Origin of the sequence: Curtobacterium sp. MCLR17_031 (assembly GCF_003234775.2) — a bacterium.
GTDB lineage: Bacteria > Actinomycetota > Actinomycetes > Actinomycetales > Microbacteriaceae > Curtobacterium > Curtobacterium flaccumfaciens.
In genome coordinates this window covers 1,621,318-1,637,558 of the sequence record NZ_CP126270.1, presented here as the reverse complement: position 1 = coordinate 1,637,558, position 16,241 = coordinate 1,621,318, and the positions used below count along the sequence as shown (strand labels likewise).

The 16,241-nt window shown below is 71.6% G+C and carries 15 protein-coding genes; 1 reads left to right on the top strand and 14 read right to left on the bottom strand.

The features are described 5' to 3' along the window. Positions 1-34 precede the first annotated feature (34 nt). Positions 35-1,420 carry a glycine--tRNA ligase gene (locus tag DEI96_RS07790; protein WP_110864656.1) on the bottom strand — a complete coding sequence of 462 codons (1,386 nt, stop codon included), beginning with the start codon at positions 1,418-1,420 and terminating at the stop codon, positions 35-37. Between the two features lie 107 nt (positions 1,421-1,527). Next, a complete protein-coding gene (locus tag DEI96_RS07785) occupies positions 1,528-2,583 on the bottom strand; it encodes an aminotransferase class V-fold PLP-dependent enzyme (RefSeq protein ID WP_111023152.1) in 1,056 nt (351 codons plus the stop codon). A 70-nt stretch (positions 2,584-2,653) separates the two neighbouring features. Between DEI96_RS07785 and DEI96_RS07780 the strand changes: the two genes are divergently transcribed. Then, the gene (locus DEI96_RS07780; protein WP_258372796.1) at positions 2,654-3,703 is read left to right on the top strand and encodes a LysR family transcriptional regulator; all 1,050 of its coding nucleotides are present in this window, start codon (positions 2,654-2,656) and stop codon (positions 3,701-3,703) included. On the opposite strand, the gene DEI96_RS07775 is transcribed toward DEI96_RS07780, so the two are convergent. The 12 genes from DEI96_RS07775 to DEI96_RS07720 form a co-directional block, all read right to left on the bottom strand. Then, entirely contained in the window at positions 3,670-4,467 is a 798-nt protein-coding gene (locus tag DEI96_RS07775; protein ID WP_111023151.1) for an isoprenyl transferase, read from the bottom strand. The two genes, DEI96_RS07780 and DEI96_RS07775, sit on opposite strands and share 34 nt — an antisense overlap. Then, a complete protein-coding gene (recO, locus tag DEI96_RS07770; protein WP_027465318.1) occupies positions 4,464-5,318 on the bottom strand; it encodes a DNA repair protein RecO in 855 nt (284 codons plus the stop codon). Before recO ends, DEI96_RS07775 begins: the two co-directional genes overlap by 4 nt. Positions 5,319-5,529: 211 nt before the next feature. Beyond that, positions 5,530-7,305, bottom strand: a complete 1,776-nt coding sequence (leuA, locus tag DEI96_RS07765) for a 2-isopropylmalate synthase (protein WP_111023150.1) — start codon at positions 7,303-7,305, stop codon at positions 5,530-5,532. A 456-nt stretch (positions 7,306-7,761) separates the two neighbouring features. After that, the gene (locus DEI96_RS07760) at positions 7,762-9,162 is read right to left on the bottom strand and encodes an ABC transporter permease (protein WP_111023149.1); all 1,401 of its coding nucleotides are present in this window, start codon (positions 9,160-9,162) and stop codon (positions 7,762-7,764) included. Next, positions 9,159-9,911 carry an ABC transporter ATP-binding protein gene (locus DEI96_RS07755; RefSeq protein WP_111023148.1) on the bottom strand — a complete coding sequence of 251 codons (753 nt, stop codon included), beginning with the start codon at positions 9,909-9,911 and terminating at the stop codon, positions 9,159-9,161. The genes DEI96_RS07760 and DEI96_RS07755 overlap by 4 nt, the downstream gene beginning before the upstream one ends. 112 nt (positions 9,912-10,023) lie before the next feature. Continuing rightward, positions 10,024-10,713: a response regulator gene (locus DEI96_RS07750; protein ID WP_111023147.1), complete on the bottom strand. Its 690-nt coding sequence runs from the start codon at positions 10,711-10,713 to the stop codon at positions 10,024-10,026. Further along, positions 10,713-11,948 (bottom strand): sensor histidine kinase, encoded by a 1,236-nt coding sequence (locus DEI96_RS07745; RefSeq protein ID WP_146246899.1) that lies wholly within the window; start codon positions 11,946-11,948, stop codon positions 10,713-10,715. The genes DEI96_RS07750 and DEI96_RS07745 overlap by 1 nt, the downstream gene beginning before the upstream one ends. A gap of 73 nt (positions 11,949-12,021) precedes the next feature. Further along, positions 12,022-12,960 carry a GTPase Era gene (era, locus tag DEI96_RS07740; RefSeq protein ID WP_111023145.1) on the bottom strand — a complete coding sequence of 313 codons (939 nt, stop codon included), beginning with the start codon at positions 12,958-12,960 and terminating at the stop codon, positions 12,022-12,024. Further along, positions 12,957-14,279 (bottom strand): hemolysin family protein, encoded by a 1,323-nt coding sequence (locus DEI96_RS07735; protein ID WP_111023144.1) that lies wholly within the window; start codon positions 14,277-14,279, stop codon positions 12,957-12,959. The genes era and DEI96_RS07735 overlap by 4 nt, the downstream gene beginning before the upstream one ends. Positions 14,280-14,282: 3 nt before the next feature. Continuing rightward, positions 14,283-14,744 (bottom strand): rRNA maturation RNase YbeY, encoded by a 462-nt coding sequence (ybeY, locus tag DEI96_RS07730; RefSeq protein WP_017886675.1) that lies wholly within the window; start codon positions 14,742-14,744, stop codon positions 14,283-14,285. Continuing rightward, positions 14,741-15,883, bottom strand: coding sequence for a PhoH family protein (locus DEI96_RS07725; protein ID WP_181440520.1), 1,143 nt, complete (start codon positions 15,881-15,883; stop codon positions 14,741-14,743). The genes ybeY and DEI96_RS07725 overlap by 4 nt, the downstream gene beginning before the upstream one ends. After that, positions 15,873-16,226, bottom strand: a complete 354-nt coding sequence (locus tag DEI96_RS07720) for a histidine triad nucleotide-binding protein (RefSeq protein ID WP_027465310.1) — start codon at positions 16,224-16,226, stop codon at positions 15,873-15,875. Before DEI96_RS07720 ends, DEI96_RS07725 begins: the two co-directional genes overlap by 11 nt. Positions 16,227-16,241: the final 15 nt, after the last annotated feature.

Here is a 16,241-nt window from a genome sequence, read left to right as displayed (position 1 = left end):
CTGGTTCCGACGCGCCGCGACGCCCGCGGAACCCCTACGCGCCGAGCAACCGCTGCGCCAGGTACCCCTGCAGCTGGTCGAGCGAGACGCGCTCCTGGCCCATGGTGTCGCGCTCGCGCACCGTGACGGCCTTGTCCTCGAGCGTGTCGAAGTCGACCGTGATGCAGAACGGCGTGCCGATCTCGTCGTGGCGACGGTACCGACGGCCGATGGCACCGGCGTCGTCGAAGTCCACGTTCCAGTTCTTGCGCAGGTCGTCGGCCAGGCCGCGGGCGACGGGCGAGAGCTGTTCGTTGCGCGACAGCGGCAGGACGGCGGCCTTCACCGGGGCCAGGCGTGGGTCGAGGCGCAGGACCGTGCGCTTGTCGACGCCGCCCTTCGCGTTGGGGGCCTCGTCCTCGTGGTACGAGTCGAGCAGGAACGCCATGAGTGCACGCGTCAGACCGAACGACGGCTCGATGACGTACGGCACGTACTTCTCGTTGGCGGCCTGGTCGAAGAACCGGAGGTCCTGGCCGGACGCCTCGATGTGGTTGTTCAGGTCGAAGTCGGTGCGGTTCGCGACGCCCATCAGCTCGCCCCACTCCGAGCCGGTGAAGCCGAAGCGGTACTCGATGTCGGCGGTGGCGTCGGAGTAGTGCGCCCGCTCACCGTCCGGCACGTCGAAGCGACGCAGGTTCTCGGGGTCGATGCCGAGGTCGGTGTAGAACGCGACCGAGTCGGCGATCCACTGCTCGTAGTGCTCCTGGGCCGAGGCCGGCGGCACGAAGTACTCGATCTCCATCTGCTCGAACTCGCGCGTGCGGAAGATGAAGTTGCCGGGCGTGATCTCGTTGCGGAACGCCTTCCCGACCTGCCCGATGCCGAACGGGGGCTTCATGCGGCTCGTCGTGACGACCTGCGCGAAGTCGACGAAGATGCCCTGGGCGGTCTCGGGGCGCAGGAAGTTCAGGCCCTCTTCGGACTCGACCGGGCCGAGGTAGGTCTTGAGCATCCCGGAGAACTCGCGGGGCTCGGTCCACTCGCCGCGGGTGCCGCAGTTCGGGCAGGCGATCTCGGCCATGCGGCCTTCGGGGTCGCGGCCCTTCTTGGCGACGAACGCCTCGATCAGGTGGTCCTCGCGGAACCGGTGGTGGCAGTGCAGGCACTCCACCAGCGGGTCGGTGAAGGTCGCGACGTGGCCGGAGGCCTCCCACACCTTGCGGGGCAGGATCACCGCGGAGTCGAGGCCGACCATGTCCCCGCGACCGCGGACGAACCGCTGCCACCACTGGCGCTTGATGTTCTCCTTGAGCTCCACGCCGAGGGGCCCGTAGTCCCATGCGGAGCGGGAGCCTCCGTAGATCTCACCCGACTGGAAGACGAAGCCGCGGCGCTTGGCCAGGGCGATGACGCTGTCGAGACGGGAGGGCTGTGCCAAAGGGTGCTCCAGAGGTCGCCGAGCTGGGTGCTCGGTGCGGAAACGGTCCGGGCAAGACTACCGGCGATCCTGGCCCGGGAGGCCCGCCCCGGGTCCGCCCTCCACGCTCACCTCGCCGACGTGGCCGACCCCACCCCGCCCAGCGCGGCCACGACGTCGGTCACGTCGGACTCGTCGTTCCACAGGTGGAACGCGATGCGCAGTCGCCCGGCACGCCCCGAAGCGGTGAGCCCCGAGGCAGTGAGGGCCCGGAGGGCCGACCCGTCGGCGTCCGCGAACGTCACGATCGCCTGCCCGTCGCCCTGCCGAGGCGACCCGAGCGCGTCGCACAGCCGATCCGCGAGACCGGTGGCGTGCCTCCAGACCGCCTGATGGTCGAGCGCGACCGCGTGCTCGAGCGCGGCCACGGCACCGGGCCACGCCTGCCAGGCCGGCGAGACGTCGAAGCGACGCGCGTCGTCGGCCAGGTGCATGGCGGGGCCGTAGCAGGAGGACCAGACGTCCGCTCCGGCATACCAACCGGCCTGCACCGGGCGGAGCCGACCGAGGGCGGTGTCGGAGAGCGTCATGAAGGCGACGCCGCGCGGCGCGCAGAGCCACTTGTAGGTGTGCGTGAGCGTCACGTCGAACGGGGCGGCGTCGACGGGCAGGACGCCGGCGGCCTGCGTGAGGTCGCAGAGGGTCAGGGCGCCGACACGTCGAGCGGCGGCCACGACCGGGTCGGGATCGGTGACCACGCCGGTGGCGGACTGCACCGCGGACCACGCGACGAGGGCGGTGTCGGGCCCGACCGAGGCGGCGAGCCGGTCCAGCGGGACGCTCCGGACCCGGACGCCGCGGTGTGCCTGGGCGAGGAACGGGAAGACGACCGAGCTGAAGTCGCCGTCGGGGACGACCACCTCGGCGCCGTCCGGCAGTGCGTCAGCGACGACCGCGGCCATCACCGAGGTCTGCGAGCCCGTCGCGACGCGCTCCGCCGGGACGCCGACCAGCGCGGCGAAGAGCGCGCGCCCCTGCTCGACCAGCGCGCCGTACCGGGCGGGCGACGTCTCGGCCCGGGACCACGCGTCGAGGTCGGCGCGCTGGGCAGCGAGGGTGCCGCGTGTCGGCAGGCCCGCGGTGCACGCCGCCAGGTAGCCGCGGCCGGCGGGGAAGGAGTCCATGCGGACAGCGTCCCGGTTCCCGACCCATCACACCAGAGCCGATCCGTTGTGCCACCGATAACATCGGATGATGGACGAGATCGATCCCCAGTTGCTCCGGGTCCTCCGCGCCGTGGCCGACGGCGGGTCGATCACCCGCGCTGCCGCCGCACTCGGGTCGAGCCAGCCGGCCGTCAGCCAGCTGGTGGCCCGGGCCGAGCAGCGCCTCGGGCACGCGCTCGTCCTGCGCGGCGGACGGGGCGCGACCCTCACACACGCCGGGCAGGTGCTCGCCGACCACGCCCTGCACGTCCAGGCCGCGCTGACCGCGGCGCGTGAGGACCTCGACGCCGTCGGCGGGCTCAGCCGCGGTCGGGTGCGACTGGCCGGGTTCCCGAGCGCGTCCTCCGCCCTGGTGCCCGCCGTGCTCGCCCGGCTCGCCGCGACGGCGCCCGGCGTGACGACCTCGTACGTCGAGGTCGAGCCGCCCGAGGCACTCGACCTGCTGCGCGGCGGCGAGGTCGACGTCGCCCTCACCTTCACCTACGTCGGCGACGAGGTCGGGACCACGCCGGACCCCGGCCTCGTCACCCGGGCACTCGGTCGCGACCCGCTCGCGCTGGTGACGCCGGTCGAGCCAGGAGGCTCTGAGCGACTCCGCACCGCCGGCTCCACCGTCGTGGACCTCGCGTCCCACCACGACGCCCGGTGGATCGGGGGCTGCCCGCGATGCCGTGGGCACCTGCTCGCCTCGTGCGCGAGCGCGGGGTTCACGCCGGACATCGTGCTGGAGACGGACAACGCCGCCGCGGTGGTGGGGCTCGTCGCCGCCGGGCTCGGGGTGGCGCTGCTCCCCCGGCTGGCACTCGCGACGACGGTCATCCCCGCCGGTGTCGCGATCGACCCGGTGGACGACGAGCTCGCCCGGCGTGTCGAGGTCGTCGTCGCCCGCGGCGCCGACCGGGTGCCGAGCGTCCGTGCGGCGCTCGACGCGGTGCGCTCCGCGGCCCACCTGCTCGAGGGCCGCTGCCGGGCTGAGGGGCCGGGCCGGGGTTCGGGCTTGGGCTCGGGCTCGGGCTCGGGCTTGGGCTTGGGCTGGGGCTTGGGCTACGCCGTCGGGGCGTCGACCGCGCCGCCGTAGCGTCGGTCGCGGCTGGCGTACTCCTCGATCGCACCCCACAGGTCGGTGCGACGGAAGTCCGGCCAGAGCCGGTCGAGGAACACCATCTCGGCGTAGGCGGACTGCCACAGCAGGAAGTTGCTGGTGCGCTGCTCCCCCGAACTCCGGAGGAACAGGTCGACGTCGGGCATCTCGGGCACGTACAGCCGCTTGGCCAGGGCCTTCTCGGTGACCTGGCTCGGCTTCAGGCGTCCGGCTGCGACGTCCTCGGCCATGCCCCGCACGGCGTCGACGATCTCGTTCCGGCCGCCGTAGTTCACGCACATCGTCAGCGTGAGGACGTCGTTGCCCGCCGTCATCCGCTCGGCGGTCTCGAGCTCGTCGATGACGCTCCGCCACAGCCGCGGACGCCGGCCGGCCCACCGCACCCTGACGCCCCACTGGTGCAGCTGGTCACGGCGACGGCGGATGACGTCGCGGTTGAAGCCCATCAGGAACCGGACCTCTTCCGGGGAGCGCTTCCAGTTCTCCGTCGAGAACGCGTACGCCGACACGTGCCCGACGCCGATCTGGATCGCCCCGGCGACGACGTCGAGCAGGGAGGCCTCGCCCGCCTTGTGCCCCTCGATCCGGGTCAGGCCGCGGCCGTTCGCCCACCGGCCGTTGCCGTCCATGACGATGGCCACGTGCTCCGGCACGAACCGGGCCGGGATCGCCGGGGGCGTCTCGCCGGTCCAGTCGATCGGGCGGAACGGTTCGACGTCGTCGGGGCGGCGGGGGCTCATGCGGTGGGGGCTCCTTCGACAGCGGGATCAGGGTCGGGCTCGGGCACGGCGGGTGCCGGGGTCGAGGCCACCGCACGTGCTGTCGCCTCGGGTCCGCCGTGGGTCTGCGGCACCGGCATCGGGTGTTCGGAGCGGTCGACGTGCGGCAGGGACCGGAGCGATCGTTCCAGGTGCCACTGGGCGTAGGCCGCGACCACGCCGGAGGCCCGCGAACGCGTCCGCTCGTCGGTGGCGTCGACCGTCGCCCAGTCGCCGGCGAGCAGGGAGCCGAGCACCCCGAGCGTCGCCGGGTCGAGCCGCGGGGTCCCCGGGGGTGCCGCACGGTCGGCGACGACACCACCGAGCTGCACCACGAACGCCGAGTGCGGGCCGGGCTCCCCCGTCACCGCACAGTCGCTGAACGAGGGCGCCCACCCCGCGATGCTCATCGCGCGGAGCAGGTACGAGTCGAGGGTCGCGCTGGACTGGTGCTCCCCGCGCGACAACGAGCGGAGCGCCCCGACGAGCAACAGGTACTGCTGCAGCCCCGCGTCGGCCTCGCTCAGTCGGTCGGCCGTCTCGACCATGGCGCTGGCCGCGGTGTACGCACCGTAGTCGGCGACGATCTGGGCCCCGTAGGCGCCGAGGGACTCCGCCTGGGTGACGATGTCGAGCGAACGGCCCTCGTAGAACTGGGCGTCGACGACCATGAACGGTTCGAGGCGGCTGCCGAACTTCGATGCGGTCCGCCGCACGCCCTTCGCCACGGCACGGATCTTGCCGTGCTGCCGCGAGAGCATCGTGACGATGCGGTCGGCTTCACCGAGCTTGTGGGTGCGCAACACGACGCACTCGTCCCGGTACAGCGGCATGCCCCCAGTATCCCCCGCCCCGCCGACAGCCGCGTGCGGTGCGGGCGGGGGCCCGGGCTCACCGAGTGGAATCGGGCGTACCCGGTCGGAAGAAACGACCAGGTACGCCCGATTCGACCTGCCATCGCGCGTGACGGGGGAACGACCGGGCACAGACAGGAGGCGCGGTGCGGGACGGACCCGGCACCGCGCCTCCTGGGCTGGTCGCGTCTCAGGCGGAGACGAGCTCCGGCGCGTCCGCACCGGCCGCGGCACCCGCGCGCACCGCGCGGTTCACCGCGGACACGATCGCCTTGAGCGACGCCGTCGAGATGTCGGCGTCGATGCCGACGCCCCACAGGCGCACGCCGTCGACGTCGAGCTCGACGTAGGACGCGGCCTTCGCGTCACCGGAGGCGCTCATCGTGTGCTCCGAGTAGTCGTACAGCGTGACCTGGACGCCCTGCTCGGCGAGCACCTTCAGGAACGCGTCGATGGGACCGGTGCCGACGGCCTCGGCCGTGACCGCACCCTCGTCGACCCGGAGTGCCACGGACAGCGAGGTCGTGCCCTCGAAGTCGCTCGACGTCGCCGTCTTGGTGAGCTCGTACCGGCCCCACTTCTCGTCGTCGATCGACGCCGGCAGGTACTCGTCCTGGAACACGTCCCAGATGCGCTGCGACGAGAACTCGCCGCCCTCGGTGTCGGTGTGCCGCTGCACGACGCCGGAGAACTCGATCTGCAGCTTGCGGGGCAGGTCGAGGGCGTGGTCGGTCTTGAGCAGGTAGGCAACGCCGCCCTTGCCGGACTGCGAGTTGACGCGGATGACGGCCTCGTACGACCGGCCGATGTCCTTCGGGTCGACGGGCAGGTACGGCACCGCCCACTCGATCTCGTCGATGTCCTTGCCCGCGGCGGCGGCCTTCGCCTTCATCGCCTCGAAGCCCTTGTTGATGGCGTCCTGGTGCGAGCCGCTGAACGCCGTGTACACGAGGTCTCCCGCCCACGGCTGGCGCTCGGGCACCGGCAGCTGGTTGCAGTACTCGACGGTGCGCTTCACCTGGTCGATGTCGGCGAAGGAGATCTCCGGGTCGATGCCCTGCGTGAACAGGTTCATGCCGAGGGCGACCAGGTCCACGTTGCCGGTGCGCTCACCGTTGCCGAACAGGCAGCCCTCGATGCGGTCGGCGCCGGCCATGTAGCCGAGCTCGGCGGCCGCGACCGCGGTGCCGCGGTCGTTGTGCGGGTGCAGCGACAGGATGACGTCCTCGCGGTGGGCGAGGCGGCGGGACATCCACTCGATCGAGTCGGCGTAGACGTTCGGCGTGGCCATCTCGACGGTGGCGGGGAGGTTGATGATGACCTTCCGCTCGGGCGTCGGCTCGAAGACCTCCAGGACGGCGTTGCAGATCTCCAGTGCGACCTCGAGCTCGGTGCCCGTGTAGGACTCCGGCGAGTACTCGTAGTAGATCGTCGTGTCGTGCTGCAGCGTCGCCTCGGCCGCCTTGCAGAGCTTCGCACCGGTGACCGCGATGTCCACGACGCCCTGCACGTCAGTGCGGAAGACGACCTCGCGCTGCACGATGCTCGTGGAGTTGTACAGGTGGACGATGGCCTGCTTCGCGCCGTCGATCGCCTCGTAGGTCCGCTGGATGAGGTGCTCGCGCGCCTGGGTCAGCACCTGGATCGTGACGTCGTCGGGGATCGCGCCCTCGTCGATCAGCGACCGGACGAAGTCGAAGTCGGTCTGCGAGGCGCTCGGGAACCCGACCTCGATCTCCTTGTAGCCCATCCGGACGAGGAGGTCGAACATCGCCCGCTTGCGCTCGGCGTCCATCGGGTCGATGAGTGCCTGGTTGCCGTCACGCAGGTCGACCGCACACCAGCGCGGCGCCTTGTCGATGCGCTTCGTGGGCCAGGTGCGGTCCGGCAGGTCGACGGTGATCTGCTCGTGGAACGGGACGTACTTGTGGATCGGCATCCCGGAGGGCTGCTGGGTGTTCTGCATCGTTCTTCGCTTTCGTCGCGTGTGCGTGAGCTGTTGTGGTGCGGCCACGACGGACTCCGCGACGAGGTGGGCCGGAGTGTCAGGCCTCGTCGCGGCAGCGAAGGAGGAGGAGTGCCGAGTACATCGAGACCCACGGTAGCACCGGAGCAGCGGGCTGGCGCAAGCGTGTGACGCGGGACTGCCCGGCGCCGTCGAACGGGGCGCCGGGAGGGGTGCCGGGTGGGGTGCCGTGTGAGGTGCCGAGTGGTCGGGACATGCCGCGGGCCGGTCGCCGAGTGGTCACGTTGTGTCGTCCGGGCCGCGTCTGGACGACGGTTCGTGACACCTCGGCGGACGTGAGCGGCGTGGCGGGGCCGGGCAGGGCACGTCGGCGCGACCACACGACGACACGGGAGGCCCGGTGCCAGCTGGCACCGGGCCTCCCGTGTCGTCGCGCGGTGCGACCAGGGCGACGGGTCAGTCGACCGCGAGCGCCTCGGTCGGCGGGACGCGCATCGCGCGCCGCACCGGCGCGATGGTGGCGACGACCGCCAGGACCAGCGCGCCGATCACCACGATGCCGATGGTCAGCGGCGGCAGCACCGGTGCCACGGGCGTCCCGAGCGAGCCGAGCAGCGTCTGCCCGCCGACCCAGCCGTACAGCGTGCCGAGTGCGAGCCCCGAGACGACGGCCGCGACGACCATCTGCACGGCCTCGGTCACGATCATCCGTCGGACCTGCGCACCGGTGATGCCGAGCACCCGAAGCAGCCCGAGTTCGCGTCGACGCTGGAGCACCCCGAGCGCCAGGGCGTTCACGACGCCGACGGCGGCGATCACGGCGGAGAACCCGACGACCACGCTGACGACGGCGTTGATCTGCACGAAGAGGTCGCGCTGCGCCTCGATCATCTGCGGGGTGGCGCTCCCCGCGCTCATGGCCCGCATCTCGGTCTCGAGCACGTGCTGCATGATGCCGAGCGCGACCGCGAAGGTGACGAGCAGGGTGACGCCGATGACGAGCCCGATGGTCGCCCGCGAGGACCTTCCCGGTGCCCGCATCGCGTTCCGTCCGGCGAGCAGGACGACGGGATCGTTCGAGCCGATGCGGCCGATCAGCTGCAGCACGGGCGGCATCACGATCGTCGCCCCCACGGCGACCCCCGCGAAGGACACGAACCCGCCGAGCGCCGCCGGCAGGACCGCGATCGGGGACAGCGAGCTCACCGCGAGCCCGAGCAGCATCAGCACCGCGCCGCCGGCCATGAGCACGATCGACCAGACCTTGCGTGCCGTGCCGGACCGGACGTCGTCGTGGCTCGGCTCGACGGACGACGACAGCGCTTCGAGCGGGGTGACGGTGAGCACGCGTCGCGATCCGGCAGCGAAGGCACCCCAGGTGGCGAGGACGACGGCCACGACCGGCAGGACGAGCTCCCACGGCACGTACGTGTACTCGGCCTCGGGCAGGACCCCGTTGCCCCGCAGGACGATGACGAACAGAGCCGAGAGCGCAGTCCCCACGACGGCGCCGATGACCCCGCCGAGCACGCCGACCACCAGGCCGGTGCGGGTGATCCGCGCCCGCAGGGTCGCACCGGTCGCGCCGACGAGCCGCTGGAGGGCGATGATCCGGGTCTGTCCGGCGATCAGGGTGGCGCAGGTGTTCGCGGTGACGATCGCGCCGACGTAGAGCGCGATGCCGAGGAACAGCCACCCGACCACCGACAGGATCGCCTTGATCGGTCCGAGGTCGGCGACCCCGGCGGCTCGGAGCGCCTCGGTCACGATCCCGGGTGCGATGACGAGGGCGGAACCGAACGTGGTGCCGAGGGCGGCGACCAGGACGGTGGGAGCGAAGGAGCGGACGCCGTTCACGCTGCTGCCTCCATCCCGAGCATCGTCGTGGAGATCGCGCCGGCGTCCATCGCCGGGCGGTCGGCGACGATCCGGCCGTCGGCCAGGAACAGGATGCGGTCGGCGTTCGCGGCCGCCACCGGGTCGTGCGTGACCATGACGACGCTCTGCCCCCACTCCTGGACGGCACCGCGGAGGATCGCGAGCACGTCGCGCCCGGTGCGGGAGTCGAGCGCGCCGGTCGGCTCGTCGGCGACGACCACCGCCGGCCGCGAAGCGAGCGCCCGTGCGATGGCGACGCGCTGCTGCTGCCCGCCGGAGAGCTGGTGCGGACGGTGCGTCAGCCGGTTGCCCAGCCCGAGCATCTCGACCAGCCGGTCGATCCAGGCGGTCTCCTCGCGCGAGGGCTTGTGCCCACCGAGCAGGAACGGCAGCCGGATGTTCTCGCTGACGTCGAGCGTCGGGACGAGGTTGAACGACTGGAACACGAAGCCCAGCCGACGACGACGCAGCTCGGTGAGGTCCTTGTCGCCCAGGGCCGTGATGTCGACGCCGTCGATCTGGATCCGACCGGTGGACACGGCGTCGAGGCCGGCCGCGACGTGCATGAGCGTCGACTTGCCGGACCCGGACGGGCCCATCACCGCGGTGAACTCCCCCGCGCCGATGTCGACGCTGACGTCGTCGAGCGCGGTCACACGTCGGGCGTCGTCGCCGTAGTGCTTGGACACGTGGTCGAGGCGGATGATCGGGGCGTGGCTCGTGGTCATGCATCCACGATGACGCTCAGCGGTCCCGCCCCGCGTCGCCCGCTCGGCTCCTGTGGATCGTCCGCTCGGCTCGGTTGCCTGTGGAGGGGTCATCCCCGCGGATGACCCGGCGTCAGTCGGCCTTGGTGACGAGTCCGTGCTCGTGGGCGAACACGACGAGCCGCACCCGGTCGCGGAGTTCGAGCTTCGTCAGGACCCGCGAGATGTGCGTCTTGACGGTCGCCTCGCTGACGTACTCGTGCTGCGCGATCTCGCTGTTGCTGAACCCACGGGCGGCCAGGTCGAAGATCTCGCGCTCACGCGGAGTGAGGTCGGCGAAGGCCGCGGGGACGGCGGCGGCGCGGCCGACCGAGTCGTCGTACCGTCGCAGGAGCTCCCGCGTGGCCGACGCGGCGAACACCGCGGTGCCGGCGTGCACGGTCCGGACCGCCGCGAGCAGGAACTCGGGGTCGGCGTCCTTGAGTACGAACCCGCTCGCACCGGCGCGGATGGCCTTGGCTGCGGCCTCGTCGAAGTCGAACGTGGTCAGCACGAGCACCTTCGCGCCGTCGGTGCCGGACTGCTCGACGATGTGGCCGGTCGCCGTGATGCCGTCCATCACGGGCATCCGGACGTCCATCAGCACCACGTCGGGACGGGTGCGTCGGACGAGTTCGACACCCTCGGCACCGTCGCCCGCCTCACCGACGAACCGCAGGTCGGGCTGCGAGTCGATGAGCATCCGGATGCCGGTGCGGAAGAGCGCCTGGTCGTCGACGAGGGCGACACGGATCCGGTGCTCGTCGGTCGGGATCGTGGTCATCAAGCGGTGCGCTCCTGCTCGGTCGGGGTGATCCGGCCGCGGGGCATCTGCCCGCTCGCCGGGACGGTCGGCATCCGGACGGCGACCGCGAAGTCGTCCCCTCGGGCCCCGGCGGTCATGGTGCCGCCGGTCATCACGGCGCGCTCGCGCATGCCGACCAGGCCGTGGCCCGTGCCGGGGCCGCGGACGCCGTCGTCGGCACGACGGTTCACGACGGCGATCTCGACGGTGTCCGGCCGGTAGGTCAGGGCGGCACGCACCGGGCTGCCGGGTTCTCCGTGCTTGTACGCGTTCGTCAGGCTCTCCTGCACGATCCGGTAGACGGCGAGCTGCGTGGTGGTGGGCAGCCCGGTGGGGTCGCCCTCGCGTTCCACCCGTACGTCGAGCCCGAGCTGTCGCATCTCGTCGACGAGCCGGTCGATGTCGTCGATCTCGGGCGTCGGCGCGGTCCCCTGCTCGTGCCGGAGCGCGCCGAGGAGTTCGCGCACGTCGCCGAGGGCTCGCCGGGCCGTGGCGGAGATGGTGCTGAGTGCCTGGTCGGCGACGGCGGGGTCGGCCTTCAGGGCGTACCGGGCGCCGTCGGACTGCGCGATGACCACCGCGAGCGAGTGCGCGACGATGTCGTGCATGTCGCGGGCGATCCGCACGCGCTCCTGCTCGACCGCGACGGCCCGGTCGGCCCGCGCGGCGTCACGTTCGGCGAGCAGCTGGGCCTCGCGACTCATGCTCGCCGAGCGACGGGTCCGGACCACGAGTCCGGCGAGCCACGGCAGGAGCAGGAGGAGCAGGACGACGGCGAAGAACGAGAGCGTGACCTGCAGGGACTCCTGCAGTGGCGTGGAGGCGGTCTCGTAGGTGAGCCGGTTCTGGTAGTCGTCGAAGCCCATGTACGCCGCCGCGGCCACGGACCCGACGATCGCCGACACGAGCCCGGCCAGCCGTACACGGCGGCTGCCGTACGCGCTCGTCGTGTACATGACGCCGGCGATGAACGCGTTCGACACGTCCGGCACCTGCAGGGTGACCATCTCGAAGACCGCGAACACCCACGCCACGGCCAGGGCGAGCCCAGGTGACAGGCGCCGGAGTGCCAGGGCGGCGGTCATCCCGACGACGGTGACCACGGACAACGGCCCGTCGATCCCGCGCCCGCTGGCGACCAGCACGAGGCCGCCGAGCAGCACGGCGATCAGCAGGTCGGTGATGACCTGCGCGCGCAGCATGGGACGGAACACCCGTCCACGGTACGGCGGGCCGCTCGTCCCCGCGTCCCTCGCCCGGATGACCCGGGGGGCGAGCGGCGGACGGTCAGAAGCCGAGGCGTCCGAGCTGCTTCGGGTCACGCTGCCACTCCTTGGCCACCTTCACGCGGATGTTCAGGTAGACGTGCCGGCCGCCGAGCAACGATTCGATCTCGACCCGGGCCCGCGAACCGACGTCCTTCAGGCGCTCGCCCTTGTGTCCGATGACGATCGCCTTCTGGCTGTCCCGCTCGACGAACAGGTTCGCGAAGATGCGCAGGGGGCCGTCGGCGTCCTCGTCGGCGTCGGGCTCGACGATGTCCTCGATGACGACGGCGAGCGAGTGCGGCAGCTCGTCGCGGACGCCCTCGAGCGCGGCCTCGCGGATGAGCTCGCCGATGCGCTCCTCGTCGGTCTCCTCGGTCACCGCGCTCGAGTCGTACAGCTGCGGCGACTCGGGCAGCAGGCTCGTGACGACGCCCAGCAGGTCTTCGAGCTGCATGCCCCGGGTGCCCGAGGTCGGCACCACGGCGTCCCAGTCGCGGAGCTTCGAGACGGCCAGCAGCTGCTCACCGACACGGTCCTTCGAGGCGCTGTCGATCTTCGTGACGATCGCGATCTTCTTGGCGCGCGGGTACTGGTCGAGCGTGTCGTTGATGAACCGGTCACCGGGACCGACGGGCTCGTTCGCCGGCACGCAGAACCCGATCACGTCGACGTCGCCGAGGGTGGACTGCACGAGGTCGTTGAGCCGTTCGCCGAGCAGGGTGCGCGGACGGTGCACGCCCGGGGTGTCGACGATGATCACCTGGCCGTCGGGCCGGTGCACGATCCCGCGGATGGCGCGCCGGGTGGTCTGCGGCTTCGACGAGGTGATGGCGACCTTCTCGCCCACCAGGGCGTTGGTCAGCGTCGACTTGCCGACGTTCGGACGGCCGACGAACGAGACGAAGCCCGCGCGGTAGGGCTTGTCCGAGCCGGCCTGGGTGGTGTCGGTGTCGGTCATGCGTGCGTGGTTCCCGTCGTGGTGGGTTCGGCGTCGTCGAAGGCGTCCTCGACGTCGGCCAGGGCGTGGGTGCGCTCGGCGAGCACGGTGATGAGGTGGCGGCGCTTGCCCTCGACCCGGTCGGCGGTCAGGACGACCCCGGACACGGTGACGGTGTCGCCGGAGACGGCCAGGTGTCCGAGCTCCTTGGTGAGCAGGCCACCGGCGGTGTCGACGTCGTCGTCGTCGAGCTCGATGCCGAACAGGTCGCCGAGCTCGTCGATCGGCAGTCGGGCGGAGATCCGCCAGATGCCCGGTTCGACCTCGGTCCGGTCGACGACGGCGCGGTCGTACTCGTCGGAGATGTCCCCGACGAGCTCTTCGATGAGGTCCTCCATGGTCACGAGCCCGGCGACACCGCCGTACTCGTCGACCACCAGCACCAGGTGGTTCTTGGCGACCTGCATGTGCCGCAGGGTGTCGTCGGCGTGCTTCGACTCCGGCACGAACTCGGCAGGCCGCAGCAGCCGGCTGACCCGCTCACTGCGGGACGTCGGCCGTTCGTACAGCGACCGCGCGACGTCGCGCAGGTAGAGCACGCCCCGCACGTCGTCGCTGTCCTTGCCCGTCACCGGCATCCGGGACACCCCGGCGGCCAGGAACTGCTCCATGGCCGCGGCGAGCGTCTCGGCACCGTCGACGGTGAGCATGTCCGTGCGGGGCACCATGACCTCACGCACCAGGGTGTCGCTGAACTCGAACACCGAGTGGATGAGTTCGCGGTCCTCGTCCTCGAGCACGTTGCTCTCGGTGGCCTCGTCAACCAGCGAGAGCAGCTGCTCCTCGCTCGACACGGTGGAGGCGCTCCGGCCGCGGCCGGGGGTGACCCGGTCGCCGATCCGGACGAGCAGCCCGGCCAGCGGGCCGAGCACGATGCGGACCCCACGGACGATGCCGCCGGTCGCACCGATCAGCCGCTCGGCGTGGGCGCGTCCGACGCTGCGCGGGCTCGACCCGACAAGGACGAACGACACCGCGGTCATGATCGCGGCGGAGAGCACGAGCGCGAGCCACCAGCTGTCGAAGGCACGCACGAGGGCGATCGTCACGAGCACCGCAGCGGCGGTCTCGGCGAGGACGCGGAAGAAGTTCAGCGCGTTGACGTGCGCCCCGACGTCGTCCGCGATCGCCTCGATGGCGCGGCGGCGTTTGTTGCCTCTGGCGATCTCCTCGAGGTCGGCACGGGAGACCACCGAGAGCGCGGCGTCGCTCGCGGCGAGGAGCCCGCCGAGCACGACGAGCCCCAGCGCCACCGCGAGGAGTCCGGCGACGACGACCACCGGCTACCGCCCTCGGTGCTGGGCGGCGAAGGCGGTCAGGATCTCGCCCTGGATGCCGAACATCTCGGCCTTCTCGTCGGGCTCGGCGTGGTCGAAGCCGAGCAGGTGCAGGATGCCGTGGCACGTGAGCAGCAGCATCTCGTCGGTGCTCGAGTGCCCGGCGGTCTTCGCCTGCTCCTCGGCCACCTGCGGGCAGAGCACGATGTCGCCCAGCAGCCCGGCCGGCGTGGGGTCGTCCTCGGTGCCGGGACGCAGCTCGTCCATCGGGAAGCTCAGGACGTCCGTCGGGCCGGGCTCGTCCATCCACCGCACGTGCAGCTGCTCCATCGCGCCCTCGTCGACCAGCACGATCGCGAGCTCGGCATCGGCGTGGACGTGCATCGCGTCCAGGGCGAAGGCGGCGAGCCGCTGGATCGCGGCCTCGTCCACCTCGACGCCGGACTCGTTGTTGAGCTCGATGCTCACCGGGTGCCTCCTCGGGCGTCGTTCTGGGGGTACGGGGATCGTGCGCGGTCCTGCGGCGGGCGCCCACGGCGTTCGGCGCGGTTGGCGCCGTCGGGGTTGCCGACCGGGGCGGTGCCACGGCCACCGGGGCGCTGCCCGGCCTGCTCGGCGAGGCGCTCCTCGTCGTAGACCGTGTACGCGTCGACGATCCGGCCGACGAGGGTGTGGCGGACCACGTCCTCGCTGCCGAGACGGGCGAAGTGGATGTCCTCGACCTCGTCGAGGATGCGGGTCACGAGCCGGAGACCGGAGACGTTGCCCGGCAGGTCGACCTGGGTGATGTCACCCGTGATGACCATCTTCGAACCGAAGCCGAGGCGGGTCAGGAACATCTTCATCTGCTCGGGCGTGGTGTTCTGCGCCTCGTCGAGCACCACGAAGGAGTCGTTGAGGGTCCGGCCGCGCATGTACGCCAGCGGGGCGACCTCGACGGTGCCGGCCGCCAGGAGCTTCGGGACCAGCTCCGGGTCCATCATCTCGTTCAGGGCGTCGTACAGCGGGCGCAGGTACGGGTCGATCTTGTCGGTGAGCGTGCCCGGCAGGAAGCCGAGCCGCTCGCCGGCCTCGACCGCGGGACGGGTGAGGATGATCCGGTTGACCTCGCGCCGCTGGAGCGCCTGCACGGCCTTGGCCATCGCCAGGTAGGTCTTGCCGGTACCGGCCGGACCGATGCCGAACGTGATGGTGTGCTCGTCGATGGCGTCGACGTAGGCACGCTGCCCGTCGGTCTTCGGGCGCACGGACTTGCCGCGGCTCGACACGATCGGGGTGCCGAAGGTGTCGGAGGGCTTGCGGTCGTCGTCGAGGATCCGTGCGGACATCGGGATGTCTGCCGGGCCGATCTCCTGCCCACGCCTGACCATGCCGACGAGCTCGTCGACGAGCGCCTTCGCGCGTGCGACGTCGCGCTCGGGCCCGGTCAGCGTGACCTCGTTGCCGCGGACGACGACCCGGACGCCCGGGTACTGGCGCTCGACCGTCTTGAGCAGACGGTCCTGGGGGCCGAGCAGCTGCACCATGGCGATGCCGTCGACCTGGAGCGAGACCGAGACGGGCTCGTCGTCGGCGGCGGTGGGCTGTACTGGTTCGTTAACCGGCAAGGGTGCCTTCCTGCAGTTCACCTGCGAGTACGTGCGCGTGCACGTGGAACACGGTCTGACCGGCGGCTTCGCCGGTGTTGAAGACGAGTCGGAACTGGCCGTCGGCGCGCTCGTCGGCGATGCGCTGCGCGGTGGCGACGACGTGGGCCAGCAGGTCGGGGTCGCCCGCTGCGAGCTCGCCGACGTTCGCGTACTGCTCGGTCTTGGGGACGACGAGCACGTGGACGGGAGCCTTCGGGGCGATGTCCTCGATCGCGATCACGCGGTCGTCCTCGGCGACGATGGTCGCCGGGATCTCGCGCGCGATGATCTTGGAGAAGACGCTGGGCGTGCTGCTGCTCATGGCTCCATCGTAGGA

Coding starts and splice junctions, on each gene's coding strand:
- DEI96_RS07785 (WP_111023152.1), bottom strand. CDS start 2,583: ATGGACTCCTTCCCCGCCGGCCGCGGCTACCTGGCGGCGTGCACCGCG.
- DEI96_RS07780 (WP_258372796.1), top strand. CDS start 2,654: ATGGACGAGATCGATCCCCAGTTGCTCCGGGTCCTCCGCGCCGTGGCC.
- DEI96_RS07775 (WP_111023151.1), bottom strand. CDS start 4,467: ATGAGCCCCCGCCGCCCCGACGACGTCGAACCGTTCCGCCCGATCGAC.
- recO (WP_027465318.1), bottom strand. CDS start 5,318: ATGCCGCTGTACCGGGACGAGTGCGTCGTGTTGCGCACCCACAAGCTC.
- leuA (WP_111023150.1), bottom strand. CDS start 7,305: ATGCAGAACACCCAGCAGCCCTCCGGGATGCCGATCCACAAGTACGTC.
- DEI96_RS07755 (WP_111023148.1), bottom strand. CDS start 9,911: ATGACCACGAGCCACGCCCCGATCATCCGCCTCGACCACGTGTCCAAG.
- DEI96_RS07750 (WP_111023147.1), bottom strand. CDS start 10,713: ATGACCACGATCCCGACCGACGAGCACCGGATCCGTGTCGCCCTCGTC.
- era (WP_111023145.1), bottom strand. CDS start 12,960: ATGACCGACACCGACACCACCCAGGCCGGCTCGGACAAGCCCTACCGC.
- DEI96_RS07720 (WP_027465310.1), bottom strand. CDS start 16,226: ATGAGCAGCAGCACGCCCAGCGTCTTCTCCAAGATCATCGCGCGCGAG.